The 26,205-nt window shown below is 28.5% G+C and carries 24 protein-coding genes; 3 read left to right on the top strand and 21 right to left on the bottom strand.

The window, feature by feature from the left end:
- Positions 1 to 19: 19 nt before the first annotated feature.
- The 5 genes from K5V21_RS09685 to K5V21_RS09665 are packed head-to-tail and all read right to left on the bottom strand — an operon-like array spanning position 20 to position 5,234.
- Positions 20 to 1,063: an L-threonylcarbamoyladenylate synthase gene (locus K5V21_RS09685; RefSeq protein ID WP_221861092.1), complete on the bottom strand. Its 1,044-nt coding sequence runs from the start codon at positions 1,061 to 1,063 to the stop codon at positions 20 to 22.
- Between the two features lie 16 nt (positions 1,064 to 1,079).
- Entirely contained in the window at positions 1,080 to 1,667 is a 588-nt protein-coding gene (locus K5V21_RS09680) for a hypothetical protein (RefSeq protein ID WP_204595491.1), read from the bottom strand.
- 59 nt (positions 1,668 to 1,726) lie between these two features.
- Positions 1,727 to 2,809, bottom strand: coding sequence for a peptide chain release factor 1 (prfA, locus tag K5V21_RS09675; RefSeq protein WP_204595490.1), 1,083 nt, complete (start codon positions 2,807 to 2,809; stop codon positions 1,727 to 1,729).
- 50 nt (positions 2,810 to 2,859) lie between these two features.
- Positions 2,860 to 4,632, bottom strand: coding sequence for a peptide chain release factor N(5)-glutamine methyltransferase (gene prmC, locus K5V21_RS09670; protein WP_221861091.1), 1,773 nt, complete (start codon positions 4,630 to 4,632; stop codon positions 2,860 to 2,862).
- A gap of 14 nt (positions 4,633 to 4,646) precedes the next feature.
- Positions 4,647 to 5,234, bottom strand: coding sequence for a thymidine kinase (locus tag K5V21_RS09665; protein WP_204595488.1), 588 nt, complete (start codon positions 5,232 to 5,234; stop codon positions 4,647 to 4,649).
- Between the two features lie 175 nt (positions 5,235 to 5,409).
- Here K5V21_RS09665 and rpmE point away from each other — a divergent pair, with 175 nt between their 5' ends.
- Positions 5,410 to 5,616, top strand: a complete 207-nt coding sequence (rpmE, locus tag K5V21_RS09660) for a 50S ribosomal protein L31 (protein ID WP_204595487.1) — start codon at positions 5,410 to 5,412, stop codon at positions 5,614 to 5,616.
- Positions 5,617 to 5,736: 120 nt separating this feature from the next.
- On the top strand, positions 5,737 to 6,843 hold the full coding sequence (locus K5V21_RS09655) for an MGDG synthase family glycosyltransferase (RefSeq protein WP_221861090.1): 1,107 nt from the start codon (positions 5,737 to 5,739) through the stop codon (positions 6,841 to 6,843).
- A 40-nt stretch (positions 6,844 to 6,883) separates the two neighbouring features.
- On the opposite strand, the gene rho is transcribed toward K5V21_RS09655, so the two are convergent.
- The 13 genes from rho to K5V21_RS09590 all read right to left on the bottom strand — a co-directional run bounded on the left by rho (position 6,884) and on the right by K5V21_RS09590 (position 22,155).
- On the bottom strand, positions 6,884 to 8,371 hold the full coding sequence (gene rho, locus K5V21_RS09650) for a transcription termination factor Rho (RefSeq protein WP_221861089.1): 1,488 nt from the start codon (positions 8,369 to 8,371) through the stop codon (positions 6,884 to 6,886).
- 260 nt (positions 8,372 to 8,631) lie between these two features.
- Positions 8,632 to 10,239: a CTP synthase gene (locus K5V21_RS09645; RefSeq protein ID WP_221861088.1), complete on the bottom strand. Its 1,608-nt coding sequence runs from the start codon at positions 10,237 to 10,239 to the stop codon at positions 8,632 to 8,634.
- A 203-nt stretch (positions 10,240 to 10,442) separates the two neighbouring features.
- The gene (locus K5V21_RS09640; protein ID WP_221861087.1) at positions 10,443 to 10,736 is read right to left on the bottom strand and encodes a thiamine pyrophosphate-dependent dehydrogenase E1 component subunit alpha; all 294 of its coding nucleotides are present in this window, start codon (positions 10,734 to 10,736) and stop codon (positions 10,443 to 10,445) included.
- A 127-nt stretch (positions 10,737 to 10,863) separates the two neighbouring features.
- Positions 10,864 to 11,277: a DUF1934 domain-containing protein gene (locus K5V21_RS09635; protein ID WP_221861086.1), complete on the bottom strand. Its 414-nt coding sequence runs from the start codon at positions 11,275 to 11,277 to the stop codon at positions 10,864 to 10,866.
- Positions 11,278 to 11,291: 14 nt separating this feature from the next.
- Complete coding sequence (locus tag K5V21_RS09630) at positions 11,292 to 12,281, bottom strand: tRNA 4-thiouridine(8) synthase ThiI (protein ID WP_221861085.1); 990 nt, start codon at positions 12,279 to 12,281, stop codon at positions 11,292 to 11,294.
- Positions 12,282 to 12,401: 120 nt separating this feature from the next.
- Positions 12,402 to 13,097, bottom strand: a complete 696-nt coding sequence (spoIIR, locus tag K5V21_RS09625) for a stage II sporulation protein R (RefSeq protein WP_221861084.1) — start codon at positions 13,095 to 13,097, stop codon at positions 12,402 to 12,404.
- 66 nt (positions 13,098 to 13,163) lie between these two features.
- Entirely contained in the window at positions 13,164 to 14,006 is an 843-nt protein-coding gene (ispE, locus tag K5V21_RS09620) for a 4-(cytidine 5'-diphospho)-2-C-methyl-D-erythritol kinase (protein ID WP_221861083.1), read from the bottom strand.
- A gap of 166 nt (positions 14,007 to 14,172) precedes the next feature.
- Positions 14,173 to 16,779, bottom strand: coding sequence for a cyanophycin synthetase (gene cphA / locus K5V21_RS09615; RefSeq protein WP_221861082.1), 2,607 nt, complete (start codon positions 16,777 to 16,779; stop codon positions 14,173 to 14,175).
- On the bottom strand, positions 16,751 to 17,596 hold the full coding sequence (locus K5V21_RS09610; RefSeq protein WP_221861081.1) for a cyanophycinase: 846 nt from the start codon (positions 17,594 to 17,596) through the stop codon (positions 16,751 to 16,753). The genes cphA and K5V21_RS09610 overlap by 29 nt, the downstream gene beginning before the upstream one ends.
- Positions 17,597 to 17,734: 138 nt before the next feature.
- Positions 17,735 to 19,297 carry a DUF3794 and LysM peptidoglycan-binding domain-containing protein gene (locus K5V21_RS09605; protein ID WP_221861080.1) on the bottom strand — a complete coding sequence of 521 codons (1,563 nt, stop codon included), beginning with the start codon at positions 19,295 to 19,297 and terminating at the stop codon, positions 17,735 to 17,737.
- Positions 19,298 to 19,657: 360 nt separating this feature from the next.
- Positions 19,658 to 19,894, bottom strand: coding sequence for a Veg family protein (locus K5V21_RS09600; RefSeq protein ID WP_204595475.1), 237 nt, complete (start codon positions 19,892 to 19,894; stop codon positions 19,658 to 19,660).
- Between the two features lie 272 nt (positions 19,895 to 20,166).
- On the bottom strand, positions 20,167 to 21,057 hold the full coding sequence (gene yabG, locus K5V21_RS09595; protein ID WP_221861079.1) for a sporulation peptidase YabG: 891 nt from the start codon (positions 21,055 to 21,057) through the stop codon (positions 20,167 to 20,169).
- A 96-nt stretch (positions 21,058 to 21,153) separates the two neighbouring features.
- Positions 21,154 to 22,155, bottom strand: a complete 1,002-nt coding sequence (locus K5V21_RS09590; protein WP_221861078.1) for a CotS family spore coat protein — start codon at positions 22,153 to 22,155, stop codon at positions 21,154 to 21,156.
- A gap of 106 nt (positions 22,156 to 22,261) precedes the next feature.
- Here K5V21_RS09590 and K5V21_RS09585 point away from each other — a divergent pair, with 106 nt between their 5' ends.
- Positions 22,262 to 23,383: a glycosyltransferase family 4 protein gene (locus K5V21_RS09585; RefSeq protein WP_204595472.1), complete on the top strand. Its 1,122-nt coding sequence runs from the start codon at positions 22,262 to 22,264 to the stop codon at positions 23,381 to 23,383.
- Between the two features lie 49 nt (positions 23,384 to 23,432).
- Here the strand turns inward: K5V21_RS09585 and K5V21_RS09580 are convergent, their stop codons facing one another.
- The 3 genes from K5V21_RS09580 to K5V21_RS09570 form a co-directional block, all read right to left on the bottom strand.
- On the bottom strand, positions 23,433 to 24,479 hold the full coding sequence (locus K5V21_RS09580; protein ID WP_204595471.1) for a CotS family spore coat protein: 1,047 nt from the start codon (positions 24,477 to 24,479) through the stop codon (positions 23,433 to 23,435).
- Positions 24,480 to 24,491: 12 nt separating this feature from the next.
- Positions 24,492 to 25,121: a hypothetical protein gene (locus tag K5V21_RS09575; RefSeq protein ID WP_221861077.1), complete on the bottom strand. Its 630-nt coding sequence runs from the start codon at positions 25,119 to 25,121 to the stop codon at positions 24,492 to 24,494.
- A 63-nt stretch (positions 25,122 to 25,184) separates the two neighbouring features.
- Positions 25,185 to 26,180, bottom strand: coding sequence for a CotS family spore coat protein (locus K5V21_RS09570; RefSeq protein WP_221861076.1), 996 nt, complete (start codon positions 26,178 to 26,180; stop codon positions 25,185 to 25,187).
- Positions 26,181 to 26,205 lie beyond the last annotated feature (25 nt).

Genomic DNA, 26,205 nt, shown 5'->3' with positions numbered 1-26,205 from the left:
AAAAAACCTCCAAACACTATTACACATTTATAACATCATGGCCTGCTGCCTTACTTAATCTATTCATTATAGCAACGCCTAAGCCCTCTTCATTAAAAGCCTCTGCAAGTATTATATCTACATCTAGATCATTAAAAGATCTTAAGGCTTCGAAAAGATTTGATGCAATTTCTTCTAAATTGTTTTCTTCTCCAAGAATAACCTTTTCTCCCTTAGGATATCTATGACTATTCTCTTTAGTTATGAGTATTCCTACTCTCTTTCCATCATCTATATAATTTTGTACCATTTCATTAATTTTTTCAATAGTTTTTTCTTTATTTCCTTTTATAATTTTAAGCTTTGCATTTGGCGCATAGTGTCTATACTTCATGCCTGGTGCTTTTGGTTTAAATTCTTCTGAATTATTAAGTAATCCTTTATCAATTGCTATGTTTTTATCTATTTCTCTTAGCATTTCTAAAGTTAGTCCACCTGGTCTTAAAACTACTGGAGGATATACAGTGCAATCCACTATAGTAGATTCTAACCCAACTTTACTCTTTTGTCCACCAATTATATAATCTACTCTTCCTGTAAGATCTTCAATGCATCGTTCAATGTCTGTTGGACTTGGTCTTCCACTTATATTAGCAGATGGTGCTGCAATAGGAACTCCTGATTCCTTAATAAGTTCTAATGCCACTTCATTTGATGGCATTCTAATACCTATAGTATCTAGATTTGCACTTGTCTTCATTGGTATTATATCCTTTTTCTCTAATATTAATGTCATCGGTCCTGGCCAAAATTTATCCATTAATTTAGTTGCAACCTCAGGAATATTTTTTGCATATTCACTTATATCTTTTGAAGCAACATGTATAATTAAAGGATTATCTTGTGGTCTTCCCTTTGCTATAAATATTTTTTCTACACTTTCTTCTTTTAAAGCATTTGCTCCTAATCCATATACAGTTTCAGTTGGAAATGCAACTACTCCTCCATCTTTTATAACTTGTGCTGCTTCTTTTATGTACTTTATATCATTAGCTCCATCTAAAGTAGCAATCTTTGTTTTCAAAGTTAATTCCTTCTTTCTAACTTAAAGTTTGCCCACGCGCAATTTTTATATTTTCAATACAAGCTTCAGTATAGTCTGCCTTAACACAATATTTAAATACCTCATCTAGAAAAGGATATTTCTTTAGTCCACCTTTCTTCACTATTTGAAAATAGTAAATTTCATCTGGATCTAATCTTTTTATTTTATCATATAGTTCAGCTACTTCTGGATATCTTTTTAAAAATCCTTTTGATATTAGCTTCATTCTTCTATTTCTAACTTTTGCATTACTAACTAATATTATCTTCATATAATCTTCCATACCATCAGTATGAACTATGGCTATAGTATCGCATAATATTGTGTTAGTTTGGCTAAATAATCCGCTCGTAAACTTTAGTCTATTATTTTTATATTTAAATTCAAGCTTTGTATAATCCCTTTTTTTTAAAACAGCAAGTATTATTAAAAGCTCTAAAATCAGCACATAAAATATAAAAAATTTTGTTTTGATATCTGTTAGCCATAATGTAGTTGGCAATAACAAAGCTAATATACCCATGTATATATAAAATCTTTTTATGGCTTTTTTTTCTTTTTTTAATGCTTTATAAATATCCATACTTTGCCCCTTTATATATTCTAAAAGCCTTACATTATCAATGCAAGGCTTTTTTAAAATTACTGCTCTGTATTTCCCATTTGTTTCATTTTTTCAGCTTGGTCAGCAGTTATAAGTGCATTTATAACTTCATCTATATCTCCATTTAAGAACATTTCCAATTTATAAAGAGTTAATCCTATTCTATGATCTGTAACTCTCCCCTGTGGGTAATTATAAGTTCTTATTCTTTCACTTCTATCCCCTGTACCAACCTGTGATTTTCTATCCTCTGCAATACCTGCTGCTCTTTCTGCTTCTGCTTGTTCATATAGTCTTGCTCTTAAAACTTTCATAGCCTTTTCTTTATTTTTAAGCTGTGATTTTTCATCTTGACATGATATTACTATACCTGAAGGTATGTGTGTAAGTCTTACTGCTGAGTCAGTTGTATTAACACATTGTCCTCCATTACCGGATGCTCTAAATACATCAAACTTAATATCTTTATCATTAATTTCAACTTCTACATCATCAACTTCTGGTAATACTGCAACTGTAGCAGTTGATGTATGTATTCTACCACTTGATTCTGTATCTGGAACTCTTTGTACTCTATGAACTCCACTTTCATATTTAAGTCTTGAGTATGCACCATGACCTTTAATCATAAATACAACTTCTTTAAGTCCACCAATTCCAGTTTCATTAGTACTCATAAGTTCAACAGTCCATCTGTTGTTTTCTGCATATCTTGTATACATTCTGAAAAGGTTAGCTGCAAATAATGCTGCCTCGTCTCCACCTGCACCTGCTCTTATTTCTACAAATACGTTCTTATCATCATTTGGATCTTTTGGTAATAGTAGAATTTGTATCTCTTTTTCTAATTCTTCTTCTCTTTTCTTAAGCTCATTAATTTCATCGTTAAGCATTTCTTTCATTTCTTTATCTGATTCAATCTCAAGCATTTCTTTATTATCTTGTAAATCTTCTATAACTTTTCTATATTCCTTGTAAGCTCCAACTATTATTTCTAAATCGGCATGTTCCTTACATAGTTTTCTCCACTCGTTTTGGTTTGCCATAATTGAAGGATCACTAATCTTTACTGATAATTCATCATACTTGTTTTCTATGAATGCTAATTTATCTAATAACATTTTATCCACTCCGTATTATCTAATTTCATATTTAAACATTATATCACATATTATAATCCTTTTTCAACAAGGGTAAAGTTTCCTACAACTACCCTATCATGTCCTGCTAAGTCCTTTATAACTCTTACATCTTTAAAATTATTTTCTTCCATAAGCGTTTTTACCTCATCTCCTTGATCATGCCCAATCTCAAAGGCTAATATTCCTTTTCCCTTTAAAAGAATTTTACTTTCATTAACTATTCTTCTATAGAAAATAAGTCCATCTTCTCCTCCGCTTAAAGCACTATGAGGTTCGTATCTTTTAACATCATCCATTAAAGTTCTTATTTCTTCTTCCTTTATATATGGAGGATTTGAAACAATGATATCATATTTCTTATCTTCATCTATAACAACTTTCAATAAGTCACTTTTAATAAATCTTATTCTATCTTCTAATTTATGTTTTTTAATATTTTTAATTGTGATTTTTTCTGGTTTTTCAAAATAATCTATTTCATCTACATTAATATTTTTTCTGTAGTGTGCAAGTGATATACCAATAGCACCACTCCCTGAACATAAATCACATACATCTAACTTTTCATCATCATCTATATGATTTAAAACTTCTTCAACTAATATTTCTGTATCTCCTCTAGGAATTAATACACCCTCTTCAACATCGAAGTCTAATCCCATGAATTCACAAGAACCTAAAATATATTTAATTGGCATCTTCAATTTTCTTTTCTCTATAAGCTCTAGATACTTTTTCTTATCATTATTATTTATATTTTCTTCACCATGAGTTAGTATATAAAGCCTATCTCTACCTATTATATATCCTAATAATAATGTAGCATCTAATCTTGCATTTTCCTTATCTACATTTAATAATATCTTTGTTCCTTCATCTAAAAGTTCTGTTATTGTCATTTCTTCCTCCGGTAACCCTTCAGCCGCTCTTAAAGATCTAATTGCAACTTCTATCTGTGAATCATCTGGCTCTCTTGTTGTAATCTCTTGTAATTTTAATCCTGGAGCTGCAATAATTTTTGCTAGCTTATTATCAGACTTTCCAAGCCATTTTATAAGCTCATAAGTTATTCCTGACACAACTGGTATTAGTATTATTCTAAGTAATAGCCTTTCAAAAAAACTTCCCCATCCAGTAAAAGCAAAAACTATTATACTTACAAACATTATAAGGAATAAAAAATTTGTTCCACATCTTGGGTGAAACCTTGAATATTTCTTTACATTTTCAACCTTTAAGGGTTCTCCAGATTCATAACAAAAGATAGTCTTATGCTCAGCACCGTGATACTGAAATAACCTATATATATCATCTAATTTACTAATTCCCCACATATATAATAGCAATATTCCTATTCTAATAGCTGCCTCTATCATATTAAGACCTATGCTAGATATGTTGAGTTTAGAAAAAAGTGAAGCAACTCCTGTAGGTATTGCAATAAATAAAAATGCTGAAAGTATAAATGAAATAAACATCGTAAAAGTAATTATTACATCATTACTTTTATCTCCAAACTTCTTTTTAAGCCAATCTTCAAAAGCTGATGGTTCAGTATCTTCAAAAAAAGAGGCTGAATAATTTAATGATTTTATTCCTTGTATTAAAGAATCTATAAGTATAAAGCCACCTCTTATAAATGGCATATTTAATATCTTGTATTTTTTTGTAATTGGTGTAATTTTTCTGACTTCAACTTCGATGTTACCATCTTCTTTTCTTACGGCTGTTGCCATTCCTTTACTACCTCTCATCATTACACCTTCAATAACAGCTTGACCACCCACGTCACATTTCTTCAATATATATCCCCTCCTTATTTTTGGTTCTTATATTTAAAGTAACACTCTCCACATAATGATTCATAATGAACATCACCTATATTATCTATAGCAACTTGCTCACCTTCAAATACAAATCTATCATTTATCTTTCTCGCATTTACTACAGCTTTGTTACCACATTTACATATAGTTTTCATCTCTTCTATACTATGTGCAATTAATAGTAGTCTTTTACTTCCTTCAAAACCTTCCATCTTAAAATCAGTTCTTAGACCATAACATATTATAGGAATATCTAGTGTTACTGCAACTTCAAATAATTCATCTATTTGATTTTTTTTCATAAATTGAACTTCATCTACTAAAATGCAATGTAATTTCCCATACTCTTTAACATTGTTTTTAACTATATTACAAATATTTTCATTTTCTCCAACTAGAACATCAACTTCTCTAACTACTCCCAATCTAGAAACAAGTTTATTACCACCCTTTTTATCTGTTGATGGTTTCATTAATAAAACTCTCATTCCTCTTTCTTCATAATTATGAGCAACTTGCATTAAATGCGTTGATTTTCCTGAATTCATAGCCCCATATCTAAAGTATAATTTACTCAATTTTTTTCTCTCCTTCTACATTTCAGTTAATAATGATTATAGCATTTATGCACCTTTATAAAAAGTTTTTTTTAATTTTGTCTTTTATTGACTGCTATAGGTTACTATGATATACTCTAGTAGTTATTTATTGTACAATGCTACAATAAAACTAAAACACAAAGAGGTGAAAAACATGAGAGAAGGCATACATCCAGAATACCATCACGACGCAGTGGTTAAGTGTGCATGTGGAAATACTTTTACAACTGGTTCTGTTAAAGAAGAACTTAAAGTAGAAATATGCTCTAAATGCCACCCATTCTTCACTGGTAAGCAAAAAATCGTTGATGTTGGTGGAAGAGTTGATAAATTCAACAAGAGATTCAACATTAAAAAATAAGAAATTTAGGGAAAGACTTCAAGTCTTTCCCATTTTCTTTTTTGCTAAATTTATTTTAATTATACTGAAATAATGTTAAACTATATTTATATAAAAAATTATATGAAGCGAGTGAATTGAATGAAGAGAGTTCTTATATTAACTACTTCTACTGGGCAGGGACATAATCAAGCAGCTAAATCACTTAGCGAATTGCTTCAAAAAAACGATTATGAATGCATAAGTTATGACTTTTTAAGTAATAGTAGTAAGTTCTTAATAAATGCTGTAGTAGGTGGATATGAAGTATCTGCAATGAGTTTTCCAGGTATTTATGGTTTTATTTATAAACTAACCAATAATAGATTTATAAACACGCTAGATAATATACCTTTTTTATTTGTAAAAAAGAGGCTTGCTAATCTAATTAGCTTAAAAAAACCCGATATAATAATATCTACTCACCCGTTATGTGTCTGTATAATGGATAAGTTAAAAAGTGAAGGCTTAAATATACCTTTCATTTCAGTTGTCACAGATTTTAAGGCACATTATACATATATAGGAAAGAATGTTGATGCTTATATAACAGGAAGTGAATATACTAAGCAATCTTTAATAGATAAAAGTATACTAGAAGATAGAATTTTTCCTTTTGGTATTCCTATAAGAGAATCCTTTTTTGAGAGAGATAAAAACATTCCTCATATAAAGGGTACAGAATACTTCAATATATTACTTATGAGTGGAAGTATGGGGTTAAAAGATATTTCTTATGTTCTTGATGAATTATTAAAAAATGATAATAAACTTAGAATTACAGTTGTTTGTGGAAATAATAAAAACTTAAAGCATAATTTAATGAAACATTGTACTAAAGAATATAAAGATAAAAAATTGCATATATTAGGTTTTTCAAATGACATATCTTCATTTATGGAATACTCAGATGTTATAATTTCAAAACCTGGAGGACTTACAGTTACTGAGTCAATTGCAAAAAATTTACCTTTAATAATACCGTTTGCAATACCTGGGCAAGAGAAAGAAAATACTGAATTTCTTACTAAAGAAGGATATGCATTTCACGTAAATTATATGAAAGAAATTAACCCTATAATAGATTCATTAATTGAAAACCCAGCTATTCTTGAAGAAATGAAAAATAAACTAAAATCTTTAGCAGATACATATTCATCATCTTCAATAGTTGATTTAGTAAACTATTTAATTAGTAATAAAGACTGATACAAAAAGTCATTTAACTTTTTGTATCAGTCTTTTTATTTTAAATATTATTTTTTTCAAATACTCTTATAAACTCTTCATTATCTTTAGTTTTACCTAGCATTTTAATTAGATTTTCTGTTACGTTATCTACATTTCCATCTGTATACATTATTTTTCTAATTGCAAATGCAACTTCTCTTTCTTGATTGCTCAATAATAAATCTTCTTTTCTTGTTCCTGATTTATAAATATCTATAGCTGGGAATATTCTTCTCTCTTGAAGTCTTCTATCTAAGTGTACTTCCATATTACCAGTACCTTTAAATTCTTCAAATATCATATCGTCCATTCTTGAACCTGTATCTACAAGAGCTGTTGCAAGAATTGTCAAACTACCGCCCTCTTCAATATTTCTTGCAGCCCCAAAGAATTTCTTAGGCATTATTAATGCACCAGGATCTAATCCCCCTGTTAATGTTCTTCCTGTTGGAGTAATTGTTAAATTATATGCTCTTGAAAGTCTTGTTAAACTATCTAAAAGAATTACAACATCTTGACCTTGCTCAACTCTTCTTTTACCATGTTCTAATACCATTTTTGATACCTTCTCATGATTTTGAGGTTCTTCATCAAATGTTGAGTACATTACCTCTCCATTTATTGATCTTTGCATATCTGTAACTTCTTCCGGTCTTTCATCTATAAGTAATACTATAAGCTTAACTTCCGGACAATTCTTTGATATATTTTGAGCTAATTTCTTTAAAAGTGTTGTTTTACCAGCCTTTGGTGGTGCAACAATCATACCTCTTTGTCCCTTTCCCAAAGGACAAATTATATCCATTAATCTTGTTGAAAGATCATTTTCTCCCTTACGTTCAAGTCTAATTCTTTCCTTTGGATATATTGGAGTTAACTTTTCGAATTTAGTTCTTCCTACAGCCTTTTCAGGATTTTCATCATTTACTTTTTCTAAGTATATTAACGCTTTAAACTTTTCTCCTTCTTTAGGCTCCCTAACCTTACCTTCTAATTTATCTCCAGTTGATAGGTTGAATCTTCTAATTTGAGCTGGAGATACATACACATCTTCATTACTACTTAAGCAATTCTTTCCTCTTAAAAATCCAAAGCTATTATTTTCTTGAATCTCTAATATACCTGATACTGTAACAGCTTGAGCCATATCATTTTGATTATGGTTTCTATCCCCTTGATTGTTATACCTTCTATCATTTTGAGTATAATTCCTATCACCTTGAGTGTGACTTCTATTTGTATTTTGGTAACTATTTTGAGTGTTTTGATAATTGTTTTGAGTGTTTTGATGATTATTTTGATAGTTTTGAGTATTTATTTCTCTAGGCTTAGGTGATATTTTTTCTTTTAATATAACACCATCTTTTTCTATAGAATTTACTTTATTCTTTAGAATTTCATCTATCAATTCACTTTTTTTATATTTTGATATATTTTTTATTTTTAACTCTTTAGCAACTTCTTTTAGACTTGCTAATGTCATACCTTCGTAAACTTCTCTTGTCAAAATGACACCTCCATATTTAGTTCAATATTTATATAAAAACTTAAATTCATTCTTTAGGGAACTCTTAAGGTAAGATTCTTAGATAACTTGACTTTTATTTTATTATCCTTCAATAACCTTATGTTTGCAAGGTATTTAGGGTATTTGTTTATAATTAATTAAAAAGATTCATTTTATAATAATTATATTTATAATCTTCTCCTAAAATATATAAAGGTATTCTAAAAATTTAGAATACCTTTATTATATAATAATTTATTTTATTTTTCCTTTAAAGCAGCTTCTATAAATCCAGTAAATAATGAGTGTGGTCTATTTGGTCTTGATTTTAATTCTGGATGGAACTGAGCTGCAACAAACCATGGATGATCCTCTATTTCAACTATTTCAACTAATCTTCCATCTGGACTTGTTCCTGAAATTGTCATACCACTTTCAGTAATTTCTTTTCTAAATTCATTGTTAAATTCATATCTATGTCTATGTCTTTCATATATAATTTCATCTTTATATGAATCATAAGCCTTTGTTGTCTCATCTAACTTACATGGATATAATCCAAGTCTCATTGTTCCACCTAAGTCTTCTATATCTTTTTGTTCTGGCATAATATCTATAACTGGATATTTTGTTTCTTGATCTAATTCTGAACTATGTGCACCTTCAAGTCCTACAACATTTCTTGCAAATTCAATTACTGCACATTGCATTCCAAGACAAATTCCAAGGAAAGGTACTTTATTTTCTCTAGCCCATCTTATAGCTTCTATCTTACCTTCTACACCTCTATCTCCAAATCCACCTGGAACTAAAACACCATTTACACCAGCTAAAACTTTATCTACATCTTGAGTTTCTAATTCTTCTGAATTTATCCATTTAATTTTTACATTAGTGTTATTTGCTAGACCACCATGACTTAAAGCTTCTACTACTGATATGTACGCATCATGTAATTCAACATATTTACCAACTAAAGCTATTGTAACTTCATTTTCTAAGTTCTTAATTCTTTGAACCATGTCTATCCATTCACTATTGTCTATATCTTTACATCCAAGGTGTAACTTTTCGCATACTAAATTATCTAATCCTTCAGCATGTAACATTAAAGGAACTTCATAAAGATGTTCAGCATCTAAATTTTGGATAACTGATCTTCCATCCATATTGCAGAATAAGCCTATCTTATTTTTAATATCTTCTGATAATTCTTTTTCTGATCTACATACTATTATGTCTGGTTGTATACCAATACTTCTTAACTCTTTAACTGAGTGTTGAGTTGGTTTAGTTTTAAGCTCTCCTGCTTTTCCAAGGTATGGAACTAATGTAACGTGTATAAAACAAACATTTTCAGGACCAACTTCACTTCTAACTTGTCTTATTGCTTCTAAAAATGGTTGTGATTCAATATCTCCAACTGTTCCACCAATTTCTGTTATAACAACATCAACATCTCTTTCTTTTGAAACTCTATAAACTTTTTCTTTTATAGCGTTAGTTATATGAGGTATTACTTGAACTGTTCCACCTAAGTATTCTCCTCTTCTTTCTTTTGATATAACTGACCAATATATTCTACCAGTAGTAACATTACTATTTTGAGTTAAGTTCTCATCAATAAATCTTTCATAATGTCCTAAATCTAAATCTGTTTCCGCTCCATCATCAGTTACAAATACTTCTCCATGTTGGTATGGACTCATTGTTCCTGGGTCTACATTTAGGTATGGGTCAAACTTTTGTATTGATACATTTACCCCTCTATTTTTTAATAATCTTCCAAGCGATGCTGCTGTAATTCCTTTTCCTAATGCTGAAACAACTCCACCTGTTACAAATACATACTTAGTTCTTTTGTTCATTTTAGTTCCTCCCTATGAGAAAATTTATTTTTTTATTGACATATAAACTATTCAAAGTTATAATAGATATTACCCCATAAATTTCATTTATGGGGTATTCGTGCTAAAACAATTCTCTTTAAATAACATAGATAATATAGTACCACATTTATTTTTTAATATCTAGTCATTTTTTATTTATATTTTGTTCATTTCCTATTTTTTTATAATTCTGCGTCTATTTTTTTCTCTATTTCAAAATATTTATCTCTAAATTTCTTATTTATCAATAATTTTTCTTCAGCTTTCTGGTAGTTATAATGTATGCTTTTTCGTGTTTTAACATTTAAAACTTCTTTTAATTCTTCTTCACTCCAACAATCATATTTTTTCAAAAATAAAATTAGTAAGTATTTCATATCTTTTTCCTTTAATATATCCAGTAATTCTTCTTTGGATATATTATTAAAGACACATATTTGTTTTATTATTCTAAAATACTTTTCCTCATTAATCATACACATTCCCTCCTTTTATTAAATTATTCCCACTTTTTATTTTTATAGACAAGATTTAATTTAAACAAATTTAATAAAAAATCACCCTACTAAATTAACGTAATCATAATCTAGTAAGGTGATTTTATTATGCTTTTATATCTAATTTTAATTGTGTCTTAAATGATGGTTGCCCCTCTACTTGCATTTCATACTTTATCTCAACATTCCCGCCATCTTCTGTCATATCTATTTTTAACTCTTTAGTATCAATTGTTAATTCCAACATTCCATAAGGTGTATTATATAAACAAACAGATGGTTTGCCTTTTTCAAAATGCATTTTTGTTGTTGTGCTTCCTTCTCTTTCAAGAATGATATATTCATCACCAATTCTAAGCTTTGTATCCGTTCCATTCATTCCAGATATCTCAGTCTCTTTATACATTGCAATTATTTCATCATTCTCATTCTTTAAGCTACCTGGAGTAACCACTTCTATAAGTTCTTCATTTTCCATAGTAGCATTACTAACTATCTTAATAATCGCTTTTTTTTCCAAAATGCTCTACCTCCTTATTTACCTTGTATTATGTACTTATTTATCTCATCTTCACTAGCTGGTTTAACTTTTAAAGTTCCTTCAAATTTGCATCCAAATTTCCCATAAGATATTTCCACCTCATCAAGATCTTTCCCCTTGCAATATCTACCTGCTATCTTAGCTGCTAATTCCTTATCTTCTTCATTATACTTTCCACTTATCACTATCATAGCACCATTATGGCTTGTTGGATATAATACTAAATCTTCTTTAGTTAAAACATTTTTTATTCTATCGCCCTCATCTTTAGTTCTAGTAGCTATTATTTTACAACCATTTTCACTAACAAAATGTCTTCCAAATCTTAATAATTCTATTTCTTTTGGAGATACATCACCATTTCTTTCAAGTGATTCTTTAAGTCTTAATGAATAATTAGGCTCTGTTAATCTACATCCGCCCGCAGGTGATGGATAATCTTTTATTCCCCACTTTTCTGCAAGTTCCATTTGTACTTTTCTACTTCTTCCTGATATATCAAGTAATTTTTCTCTATCTACTAACCCTGATTTTTCCATTTCAGTTTCATCTAAATTTTTTGCACATAAAGGTCTTAGTATAATATCTTTAAAACCTGATTCTTTTCTAACTTTATTTAAAGCTTGTCTATTTTGAGACATTGGTCTTTGATTTAAAACTTCACCTGTTATTATAAAATCTGCATTAAATTTCTTTATTAATTCTCCTGAATACCTCATCATCATAGCATGACAATCTATGCATGGATTCATATTTTTTCCCCATCCATTTTTAGGATCCTTAACCATTTCAAAATGTTCAACTGAAAAGTCAACAACCTCTAAAGGTATACCTATTTGTTCAGTCATTCTTTTAGCATTTTCTTCATCAAAAAAATATGATTTAAAGCATATTCCTATTACTTCTATTCCTTGATCCTTAATTAATTTTGCTGATAATATACTATCTAATCCACCTGATATCATAGCTAGTGCTCTAGTCATTAAAATTTCCTCCTAATAATTAGTTTATTTAAACTTTAACTATCCCAAATTCATAATTTGTTACAAATTATAGTTTATGATTCTTCATTAGTTTTATCAAGTTAATTTTTAAGGTAACTATTAAAATAATTCCTTTATAACTTCTACAATCTTAAATTTAACGTTAAACTCTTCTTTTTTATCTATCTTTGTATCATCCTCTATTTTATTATCCTTATCATTTTTACTATCACTTTTTTCCACAGGTTTATTTTTATTTTCAACAACTTTATTCATTTGCCTTTCTGTCTCATTATATGCAACCTCACCTTTAGTTACATCTACAAAGCATAATGGTGGAAACATAACACACCACCAATTTTGTCCTGATGACTTTCCTATCAATATTCTATAAGCTTCATATTCTCCTTGTGGTAATACTATATTTCCATATATCTTTTCTGGGAAATTCTCTCTTGAAAGTTCGCTTTTAACACTATAATTATATCCATTTTCTTTTATAACTTTTTTAGCTATATCTATAACCTTCTTATCATTTTCTTTAAGTATTTCTCTAGATTCTTCTATATTTGATGACTCATCTAGTAACGGTGTAAGAAACTTAATTACTTCATCTCTCACTTTAAGTTTTAGCTCTTGATCCTCATCCGTATCACTATTTGCAATTACGTGAAATCTAATTATTTCCTCTTGCACACTATCATAATCATAAGTGATTTCACTATCTACCTTTAAGTTGCCCACCTCACTGCCTGTACACCCTGAAAATAACATTGAAATTATAATTAATATAAATGCATAAAATACTTTTTTCATAATAAAAACCCCCTTACTAGTAATCATTATTACCAGTTAAAGGAGTTCTATACATATATATTTATTTTATATGGTTCTTGTTATACATACATCTTTATATTTCTTTTTCATTATATCATAACACTTTTGTGCTTTAACCATATCATCAAAAAATGCAAATACAGTTGGCCCACTCCCACTCATCATACTTCCAATAGATCCACATTCAATCATTGATTGTTTAATGGATATTATCTCTTTATACTTTGCAAGAGTAACATTTTCAAGTAAATTCTTCATATTACTTGCTACATATTTCAAATTATCTTCTTCTATATTTTTAATAAGTCCTTCTACATTAGGATGGAATACAACCTTTGACAAATCAAACTCTTGATATACTACCTTCGTTGAAACACCAAAAGGAGGTTTTACTAAAACTAGTATTTTATCTTTAAATGGTTTTAACTTAGTTATCTTCTCCCCTATTCCTTCACAAAGTGCCGTTCCTCCAATTATACAGTAAGGAACATCTGCACCTAGTTTAACACCTAAATCCATTAATTCTTGATCACTAAGATTAGTCTTAAACATCTTATTCATGAGCTTTAATACAGCTGCACAATCTGTGCTTCCACCAGCTAACCCAGCAGATACTGGTATGTTTTTATTGATTGTTATGTTAACTCCTGATTTAATATTAAATTTATCCATAAATAGCTTTGCTGCCTTATAAGCTAAATTTCTTTCATCAGTTGGTACATATGGCTTATTACAATTTATTCTTATTCCTTTATCTATCTTTTCTATCAATATCTCATCGTATAAATCTATCGCTTGCATTATCATTCTCAATAAATGATATCCATCTTCTCTTTTTCCAATAACATCTAATGCTATATTAACCTTAGCATATGCCTTTGCTTTCATTACACATATCCCTTCCCTCCGTCAATGTTATCTCATATTTTATCATAGCTAATTCTCTCTGTCTATTTTTGTAATATAAAAAGATTAGACACATAATTTTTTAATAATTCAAATGGATTATAGAATAATTAAAAAATATTATGTGTCTAATCTTTAATTTAAATATTTATAAATTAACCAACTCTTCTTTTTCATTATCGTCTCTATAACTCTCAACAACCTTCATTAAAGGCTGTAATTCTTCAAAGAATGCTACTATAACATCTCCCTCTTCACTAATTCTTATAGCTTCTTTAAGAGCTTCTGGTTCTTCCAAAACAATTTTATACTTGTTTTTATCAGATATTCCATTTTCTATCAAACTAGCAATTTCTCCTGGCTTTCTTCCTCTCTTATCAATGTCTTCTTTTATTATAATAAAATCTAAATTTTTATCACTTATTTTCCCTATATCAATTGCCATTTCGTCATTTCTATCACCAGGAATACCTATAACTCCAATTAGTTTATTAAAATTCATAGATTTTAAAGATTCAAATATAGCCCTAAATCCATCTACGTTGTGACCATAGTCTAATATAATAGTTCTACCATTTAATTTATACATATTAAACCTACCAGCATTATGTTCATAATCTAATTTAAACTTATTAAACCCTCTAGCTATCATGCAGTAATCTATGCCAATTCCTACTAATGCCGCACATGCTGCTAGTGCATTTTCAATATTAAATATTAAACTGCCATTTAATGTTATTGGTATATCATCAACCTTTAGCACATTATATTTTTTATTATTATTAACTACACAAAGAATACCATCATCTATAAATACAGCCTTCTTTCCAGCAAGTATATTTTTTTGTATTAAGTTATTATTTTTATCTTTGGAAAAATATATTATCTCTCCTCTAGCTCTATCTATTAAATTTCTACTCCAATTATCATCTGCATTTATTATAGAGTAGCCACTTGGCTTTACAGCTTCAGTTACTAATGATTTTATAAAACTTAAATCTTCCATTGTGTATATTTCATCAAGTCCCAGATGGTCTTCAGTTATATTAGTTACTACTCCAACATCAGCTAAATCATAAGCTAATCCCTTCTTTATCATTCCACCTCTGGCTGTCTCAAGTACCGCAACATCAACATCTTTGTTTAATAAAATTGATTTTGCACTTTCATAACCTGTATCATCACCTATATCTATGCATTCATCTCCAATATAAATACCTTCTGTAGATGTCATGCCAACAGTATTTCCCATAAGATTTAATACATAGGATATAAGTCTAGTTGTTGTAGTTTTCCCATTAGTTCCTGTAATAGCTATTACAGGTATATTTCTAGGTTTCCCATTATACAAATGATTTAGTATAGCCTTTCCTACATCCCTCGGTTCTCCACTTGATGGATAGTGATGCATTCTTATTCCTGGTGCCGCATTTACTTCCATTACTACACCTTGCTCTTTTATAGGTTCTCCTATACTTAAAGCTGTTATATCAATTCCACAGATATCTAATCCAATAATCTTTGCTGCTTTTATACAATACCTCTTATTTTCTTCGCATATTTCATCAGTACAATCTATAGCCATTCCACCAGTAGAAAGATTTGCATTCCTTCTTAGGACTACTTCTTCACCTACTTTAGGAATACTACTTAGTTTATATCCTGATTCTAAAAGAAGTTCCTTCATATCATCATCAATCTTAATTTTAGTTAAAGGTTTTTCATGATCGTCTCCCCTTAGAGGATCATTATTTAACTCTTCTATAAGTTCACTTATACTTCTCTTTCCATCACCTGAAACCTTTGGAGGAATTCTTAATGAAGCTGCAACAACTTCGTTGTTTATTACACATACTCTATAATCATTTCCGCTTACATATCTTTCTATTATTATATCTTTATATTCATTTGATAATTTGTTATAAACTTTTATAAGCTCTTTTTCATTTTTTATATTTAAGAATACGCCCTTACCTTGATTACCACATTGTGGTTTTAATACAACTGGATATCCAATACTTTCAGCTGCTTTTAATAAACCTATTACATTATATACTTTTTCTCCATCAGCAACTGGTATACTTTGACTCTTTAATAAGGTTTTTGTAAACATCTTATCACATGCTATATCCGCTCCAATACATGTAGTATTTGACCCTATAGTAGCTTCTATAATACGCCCTTGTTTTCCATATCCTATTTGATAATATCCTGAGTTGTCTATTTCAAAAACCGGCAACCCAACTCTCTCAGCAGCTACTTTTATAGCTTCCGTACTTGGGCCTATTGATTCCTTACTTAATATATCACTAACTAATTTTAATCTTTCTTCAAAATTTATACTTTTCTTTGTTATTAATGAATTTATTAAATCAACGGCTAATTTTCCTATTTCAACTGCCGTATTTTCATACATAAATTCATAAATAATATAGTAATGGTCTCCTTCACATTCCCTAGCCTTACCATAGGAAACATCCATACCTAACATATTTTGCATTCCAATTACTATGTGCTCACAAATATGTGATAGATATGTACCTTCATTTAATCTTATAACAAACCCACCCTCAGTATCTATACCGCATCTATGTTCCTTTAGAATAGGTAAGAGTCTTAAAAGTTCATCATTGAATCCCTCTATTTTATTACTTGGTATCTCAGAATATCCTTCTAAATCAACATCCATTCTCATACACTTTCTATGCGAATAGATATTTCTTCCATTAAATATCCTTATCCCTTTTATCTTCATCTCTAAATACTTCCTCCTCAAAAGGTATCTTATTAATTAGATCAAATTTATTTCCTTCAATTAGTACATGTAACTTAACATTAAATATACTTAATGTTTTATCTCTAAATTGCTCTGACACATTTGTATGATTTATTCCACTTCCATCAATTATGTATACTGCACCATTTCCGATAACCTTAAGTATTTTTCTCTCATCAATTATTATAGCTGTATCTTCGTCTATTCCTATTCCTAAATATTCTGGATTTTCAGCTATACCTGTTAATAATCTCCCTATTCTTCCTCTTTGAATAAAGTGCTGATCAATAACAACATTCTCAATAAATCCAAGTCCTGGACACATATTAATACTGTGTTTTTTAGGTGACTCTTCATCATCTCCTTCTAAGATCATAGTTCCACTCATTACAGATGCTCCTGCTGATGTTCCTACTATTATTTTTCCACTATGCATCCCATTAATAAGAGCTTTGTTTAATGGAGTTCCTCCTATGAGGCTAGTTATTTTTAATTGATCTCCACCTGTAAAAAATATCAATTTAGAAGATTTTATAAGATCTATATTTTTTTCTAAATAAGCTTCTTCCCTATCTTCTATATTTAGAAATTCTATATTTTTCACTCCTATTTCTCTGAAGACCTTATCATATACATCCTCCATTTCTTCTTGAATTTCAGATGCTATTGTAGCGACTAATAATAAATCTCTATCTTTATTAATTAAATCGCATACTTCATTTAGGATTTTTTTTCTTCCTTCTTTATCTTCTGCTCCACCTATAACAACCAAATCATAGTTTAATTTAGATTTCATAATATTCACCTCAAATCATGCGTTTATTATTATTTCCTAAGGCTATATTATTTATTCAAGAATATTAAAACTCATATTTTAAACATTTAAACGCAAAAATAAGTCTTGCTAAACATTTAGCAAGACTTATTTTTTATACTAAGATACTATTCTTCCAGGTATTAATAATCTTTCTCCAGGTACTAAAATATCAGGATCTTCTAATTCATTCATTCTTATAATTTCATTCATTGTTGTACTATATTTCTTTGCAATCTTCCACAAAGTATCCCCTTTACCTACTACATATATTGTTACACTAGCTTTCTTTTCAACTTCTTCCCCTTCAGCTTCTAAGATATCTTTTACAAATTCTTTTTTAACTTCAAATAATATCTTAGCATTCATGATTAAAGTCGCCTTTATAGCTATAGTATTAGCCTCTATTGCTACATCCATATTTTCTATATTAGCTTTAACTAGTGCTTTCATCTTATCATTAGCGCCACTTGCTTCGATGCTCACATTAAATGGTATATCACCAGAAACCTTATCTAGATACTTATCTTCATCATTAGTTTTATATATAACATTAACATTTATATATCCGCCAACCATAATTTTATCATTAACAACAGATTTCTCAGTAATTATAGCATTACCTGAGAATGTTACTATTCTTTCAGGCATCATAGCGCCTTCATTCATGTAAAGATTATCTTTTACCATAGATTCAGCATTGTATACACCTTGAATCATTCCCATATCACATTGATCCTTGGAAATTTCAATTGGAAATTTTGGTGAATATGCATCTATTACTATATCAACATTTTTCTTTGAAAAGACTCTTACATTACATTTAAGTAAAACTTCCGTATTAAGGATTCTAGCTTCACCTAAATCATCTTCTTCAACAGTAATATCTTTATTTTTAATATCATAATCAGCTGTTACCATCATATCTGGAGTTACTCCTGCAACTTCGACCTCTTTTGATAAATAAATATTATCTTCTAAATAGAAGATATCCTTACTTTCATTGCTTAAATATAATATTACGAGTTTACAATAACATCCACAATGTACTTTATCTTCTCCAATTTTTATTTCTTTCTTTTGAAGTTCAATTTTAGATTTTAATATCTTTGATATCTGTGGTTTATCCATGCTAACTCTAATAACTGATTTACCAGCTATATCTATATTTTCATTTGCATTTTTATTATTTATAACTTCATTTTTTTTAAGAATCTCTATGCCGTCTGTTCCCTCAACATTTTTTATAAGTTCTAATTCTTTTCCTTTATACATTTCCCAATTAAAATTAAGTACCCCATCAATAGCTACTTTTCTTTCATTGATTATCTTTGCTTCAATATGTTCTACTCTGCATTCAACTTCGCAGACTATTTTATGTTCAGCTTCTTCTAAGTCTAGGTTACTATTAAATTTTTGATAATAATTAACTGATGAAACTACTATATTTTCCTCTTTAGCTAAATACATTAAATTATATTCAACCTTTCCTTCTACAACGATCTTATCCCCCATTGTTTCTTTAGATGTAATAGAAGGTTTTGCCTCTATCATTAGTACTTTTTCTACATCTGGATGAGTATCAGGTATAAGATATTCATCATTTAACATAGTTGTAGTATTGCTTTCTCTTAAAAGTTGTTCAAATTGGATATTTTCTTTTATAACATCTATCTTTGACATTTTTTAATCCCTCCCCATAAACTACCTACTACTATTTATATAAAAATATTCTAAATGTATGCCTAATGTGAAGGAAAAGCAAATTATTTTTTATAAGTTTTTTCATCATAATATCCATATTAAAGAAAAATTTTTTATAAAGTATATATTTTTTTTACTTATTTTTAAATTTATTTTATATTTTTGTTGACAAACAGACTTTTTTGTCGTAACATAGTAAATGGTTATTGACCATATAACCTCTCATAAATTCTCAATACCCTTTTATACCATAGTTGAAAGATGGAAACCCACCATCTTTCTTTTTTTATTTAAAATTATTTAAATAGAAAAAAACTTCGAAAATCGAAGTTTTATTTTCTATCCTGGAAAATGTAATTGTACTGTCTGAGTTAATACATCTGAATAACTATATGTCACGGTTCTTTGGGTGTCATTGTCTAATCTTATTACGAATATGCTAGGATAAGCACTTTCTAAAACTCCATCGTTAACCAGAATCTTTTTTCTTCCTCCGTTAGCTTTTAAAGTTACTTTTTCTCCAAGGTGCCCCTCAATATTCTTTTTAATTGAGGCAATTGTCTTAATAGTTTCCATAAAAACACCCTCTTTCTTATTTTTATTATACCATTTTTTTGAAGCTTCGTCAAGCAAAAACTTAATTTTAACACTTAACAATTATAATGTCAATATTTTTTTCATACTTTTTCTTACCTTTTTATTATTTGTAAATCTACTTACATTTATGCATAAAATCTAAAACTAATTTCTCATTAATAATAGATATAATACATAAACTTTAAGGGACTTAATTATAAATTATTATAAATATTATATTTATAATCTTATCCCTCTATATTTAATTTTACTTATAGTACATATGGTGATTTCGGATACCCTTCTCTATACTTACCTCTAGTTTGTAATCCACCTACACCCTTTATACCAGTAATTGTATTATCAATTACTTCTTTAATTGATGCAATTTCATTAATTCTAGTATATGCAATTTTCTCACATACAAATACAGGATCTAAACAATGAATAAGAACTCTACTTGGAGAAGATGCAAAATTTGCCCCTGCATCTAACATACTTTCATAACAACTTTGACATGCACCTGCAAAGATTATTAATTCATCATAGCTTGAGTTATAATCCCTAAGAGCCTTTACTGCATCTCTATAAAATAACGAATTTCTATAATTATTAAGATCCAAATAATCTCTAGTTCCTCTAAGAACACCATCATGACCTGTCAAAACTACTATATCTGGTTTAATTTCTTTTACTAGATCAACTATCTTTTTAGGTTGTTCTTCCTCAGGTAGTGCTACCCCCACTGCATCAAGAGAAAGTTGCTTATATACTTTAAGGCACGTATCCATATATTCTTTATCCCCATCAACGTGAAGTATTTTTCCTGGTCTTCCAAAAAACAATTCTTCCTTTTCTTCATTTTTAGAGACCTTACTTACTTTATTACTAGCTTTTGTTGCACCTTTTCTGTTATATATATCTCTAGTCGAAATAGCAGTTTTTATAGCCTTATTAACTCTACTATTTAAAATTTTATCTTGCTCACCTGAGTAATCTTCTGATACCTTCTCTAAATCATCACTCTCAGCATCAGCTATAATTCTTATATTTAACCCTTTTAATATGAATGTAACTTTTCCGTCTACCTCCTTTATATCAATCACTTTGAAAGAAACATCCTTATCATATGATTTTCTTACAACTATATCTCCTACAACCATAATTTCACCTAAAATATTATTACTCTATTTATTCTATGTAAAAGATATAGTTTATGATTTAATTAAAATAAAACTCCACCGAAATGGAGTTTTATTTTAGTCAATGTTATATTCTTCTTTAAATTTCTTTAAAAACTCTAGATAATTATCTCTTTCATCTATTATACCTTGAAGCTTCTTAGCAAAAGTATTTTGTCCCCAGTTAACTTCATTGTAATAATATCTGTTAGCTAATCTCCAATATCTTTGAGGGAATTGTAGATAAGCTAATAAAACTTTATACTCATCTTCTCTTATAGGAGACACACTATTATATGAGTCAATTATAGCTTTAGCATATTCAAAGTCCCATTCAACTCTTTTTAATACTTTAGTCATGAAGTTAGAAATATCAAAAGCCCTTATTTCTCTCTTACAATAATCAAAGTCTATAACATTAACATCATTATTATTATCAATTATAATATTATGATAAGTAAAATCATGATGACAGAAACTCTTATCATTTTCTGCAATTTCACAAAGGCCAAGATAATTTGATTGCTCTAGAGTGTTATAGGATTCTCTCCCCATTTCTTTGTAAAATTCCATTGATTTAATATATATTAAATCAAAATCACTCTTATTACTTTTCTTTCTAACCATATCTCTCATTTTATCTAATGATTTAACTCTCTTTTTCATAAGATTAAGCCATCTACCAAGATCACTCTTTAACTTTGAATTTTCAGGTGGATCATACCCTTTTGAAGCTTCATGCAACTTTGCTAAAGTTTCTGCTGCAAGTTTTACTTCAGAAATTTTATGAAAATCACATTCCCTTCCTTCTAGCCATATTGATAGAGTATATAAATCTTCATTTACTAATGCATATGGTTCACCCTCTATGTTTAAAAAATACTTGTCTACCTTATCAAATCCATTATTTATTAAATGTTCCTTAGCACCATATACAAATAATAGTTTTTGAGGTCCATAATTTATTTTTTTTAAGCAACGTTCTCCCTTGTTAGTTTTTAAATAGTATACACCTTTATTTGCTTTTAAAGTTTCAATCTCAATATTAAATTGTCTTTCTATTTCAAACTCTCTCATCATTTTAATCACCCCCTTAATATTTATATGTCCTACCTATTTCTTTTATTAACATTTTTTACTATAAATAAATATAATAAGATTAAGAATACTTTGAAAGGATTAAATCATGAAAATTGGCATTGACGGCAGAGCCGCAAAATGGTATAGAGGAACAGGTATCGGCACGTATACGCACCAATTGATAAATAATTTAAATAATGTAGATTTCAATAATGATTATTTAATTTTTACACCAGATAATCCCAACCTAAGTAATTTAAATTCTAATTTTAAAATCGAAAAAATTGATACTGTAGTTAAGGAGCACTTTTGGGAAGAGGTAAGAGTTCCTAATATTTTATCTAGTAATAGCATGGAATTATATCATGTTCCTCAAAACGGTGTAGGACTTTCTGACAATATTAATTGCAAAAAAGCCATTACATTACATGATATAATCCCGCTTAGAATGCCAGAGACAGTTAGCGATCGTTATCTTAGAATATTTAATGATGATATGCCTAAAATTCTAGATAATTGTGATGGAATAATTACTGTTTCAGAATTTTCTAAACAAGATATATGCAAGGAATTTAATTATCCTAAGGAGAAAATATATGTAACTCACTTAGCTGCTGAAGAGATTTACAGACCTATGAGTAAGTGCCAATGCAAAAAAAATATTGAAAAAAAATATAGTATTGCATCAGATTTTATATTATATGTTGGAGGCTTTAGTCCAAGAAAAAATATACTTGGGCTAATTGAAGCATTTTCATTATTACCTCCTCCTTATAGAAAAAGTACAAAGCTAGTTATAACAGGTAAAAAAGGGTTTTCATATGATGTCTACCTAAATAGAGCTAGAGATTTGAATGTTGAAAATGATGTTATATTTACTGGATTTATCCCACTTGAAGACTTACCTTATTTCTATAATGCTTGTGAAATGCTTGTATATCCATCCTTTTATGAAGGATTTGGATTGCCACCTATAGAAGCTATGGCATGTGGTACTCCTGTAATAACATCTACAGAAACATCCCTTCCTGAAGTGTGTTATGATTCTGCATTACTTATAAACCCTCATAATCCTGATGATTTATGTTACGCAATGCAAAGAGTTCTAAGTGATAGCTTACTAGTCCTAGCTATGGTAAAAAAAGCACTAACAAGAAGCAGGTTATTTTCATGGGAAAATACAGCTCTAAATACTATTAAAGCTTATGAAAGCATTTTAAGTAGATAAATTAAAGAGTGAGTGATTAAAAATTTTAATCACTCACTCTTTAATTTATTTATAATATCTTATCTTCATAAAACTTCTTATAATCATCTAAAAATTTTATTCTAAATACATCATTCTCAAGTTTTGTCTTGAATCTATGAAGAAAAACCTCTTCTTCCCATTCTTTACTCTTATGATAATATGATTTTATTATTGAATATATATCCCTTGGAAAACTCATCAAAATATATATAAGTTTATATTCCTCATCTTTTATTTTGAATATTTTATCATAGCTCTCTAGTGCAAGCTTTCCCTTATTTATATCAAAAACACTATTCTTAATCCATTTCAAAAGAAAGTCAGCTATATCTAAAGTTCTTAAATCTATTGTAGAATAATCAAAATCAATTATATTAATCTTATTTTCATTGATTATAAAGTTATGATTTGCAAGGTCATTATGACAAAGACATATTAACTCCTTATCCATTAATAAATCTCTATATTTACTAACCCAAATCATTTCATTTACCTTTGATATCTCTTCTATATATCTATCACAATTTTCTATAAAAAGCTTATCAAATTCATTTTTATAAGTATAACAACTTACCCAGTCCTTTATATTTATAAGATCTTCCTTTATTGATTTGTAGTACTCAACTAAATTGTTAGATTTTTTAATAGCTATTTCTTTAGGCTCTAGTACATCGCTAATCATCTGAGAAGCCTTATGCATTCTAGCTAATGCCTCACTGCACATTTCTACTTCTATGGGATTACTTATTGATGCCTCTCTTCCTTCTATTAAATCCATTACTATATAATTATCACCTTGCCAGCTTATATAATTATCATTTGCTTGTAACTTATTCATTTTCATAATGTATGGAAAATTCTTGTTTACATATTCAAGAGACTCTCCTATAAACTTTATTCTCTCTTCATTATAATCAACTTTCTTTAATATTTTCTTTCCTTCAGTTGTATTTAATATATATAACTTTCTTAGAGGAGTTATATCTAATATATCAAGTCCTAGCTTGTCAAAAAAGTTTTTACTTAAATCATATCTACATAAAAGCTTTTTATCTCCATATTTAACCTTCCTCATTACATACCTCCTTTAGAATTCTAATTCTCTATCAGATATAAGTCTGAATTCATCTCTACTATGCTCATCCCACTCATATCTATTTTTATACCAATATTTAAGGCTCTCACATGGCATATCAACAATTAAGTTTATATATTGAAGGCTACTTTTTTTAAGGTTTGACCTTCTTACATATTCTTTTGCATATTCTCTTAAAGCATCTTTATTACATTTCTTCTTATATTTAAATAAATAATTTATAAAGTCCTCCTCAACTATGTTAAAATTAATTTTTTTAATCTTACCAATCTCTACTTGATCTACAACTCTTAAATTACTCTCATCAACTCGTTCAATACATATTTCATCTTTATACATCCCTCTTCTATATATATCTATATAATCAATATCCTCTATTCTTTTAAGCTGTTTCTTTACTTTATCTAATACACATTTTTCATAATAATTTAGCTCATTAAATCCTATATCTAACTTTTTTGTCATCACAAAAATTCTATCAACTCTTCTACCTATTTCACTTAAAATACTGTTTTTTTCAACAGAATGGTATCCCATCAAAATTTTTTGAAGGTTAATTATTATATCTATATGATTTAAAATATCTATATCATTTTTCTTCTTTTTAAAATAATTTCCCATTATATAAACGTCATTTTCCAATAAATAATTTTTAAGAGTTACCTCATTTATAGTAATCACCCCTTAGTTAAAGAAATTATTTAAAAACTCTTCTTTCTCTTCTCTATCATTCAAATATTTATTAAGTTTCTCTAAAAGAAACTCCTCTCCCCATGGTTGTTGCTCCCAATACATTTGTAATCCTCTTTGCCAGAAATCTTGTGGAAATAACATAAATGATTTCATTATTTTTTTTTCTTTATCAGAAATCTCAATATTTTTAGAGTATCCTTCAAGTATTATATTACCTTTATTTTTATCCCACCTATGATATTTCATAGCTCTCATAAATAATGAAGATAAATCATGAAGATGACTATCTAAGATACAATAATCAAAATCAATTATATTTATATCATTATTTTTTCCTATCAATATATTATGATTCGCTAAATCATGGTGACAAAATTCTCTTTTCATTAAATGCTCTTCCATAACACAAGAATAATCACTTTTGATAAGTCCATTTATACTCCTATCAGCTCTTCTAATCTCTTCATCTAAATTTTCTAAAAACACCTCATCGAATTTATTTTTATGTGCCTTTTGAGATATTCTATGTGCAAAATCAAGAATTTCTTCTCGTCTTGTTTTAAATGTATTTATCCATGATAACCAATATATTCTTGGCTTCATAAGAGGTGTTATAGTAAAATTTCTACTACAGATATGAAGCTCTGATAATTTTTCAGAAATCTTTTTTAGTTCATCTATATCATCATAATTGCTTTCTCTTGAATCTACCCATTTAGTTAAGTAAGCATAATTTCCATTTGTAAGCTCTACATACAAACTTCCTTTATTATTTTTTATTATATCTAATACATTTAAAAAACCATTATTTTTTAAATGTAACATAGAAGATAAAATAAAATAAAAATGAGGAAAATTATATTTTACAATCTTAAAACAATATTCCTCATTTCCATTTATCTTATAAGTATTTTTAATCTTTGTTGCAGATTTAACTTCTATATCGTACTCTTTTTCCACTATATTTTTAATAATCTTTTCATTCATATACTTCTCCCAAAACTTATTTGAT

The sequence above is a fragment of the Clostridium sardiniense genome (genome assembly GCF_019753795.1).
Taxonomy (GTDB): Bacteria; Bacillota; Clostridia; order Clostridiales; family Clostridiaceae; genus Clostridium; species Clostridium sardiniense.
The sequence above is the reverse complement of the archived record's forward strand: the minus strand, read 5'-3'. Positions and strand labels throughout refer to the sequence as shown.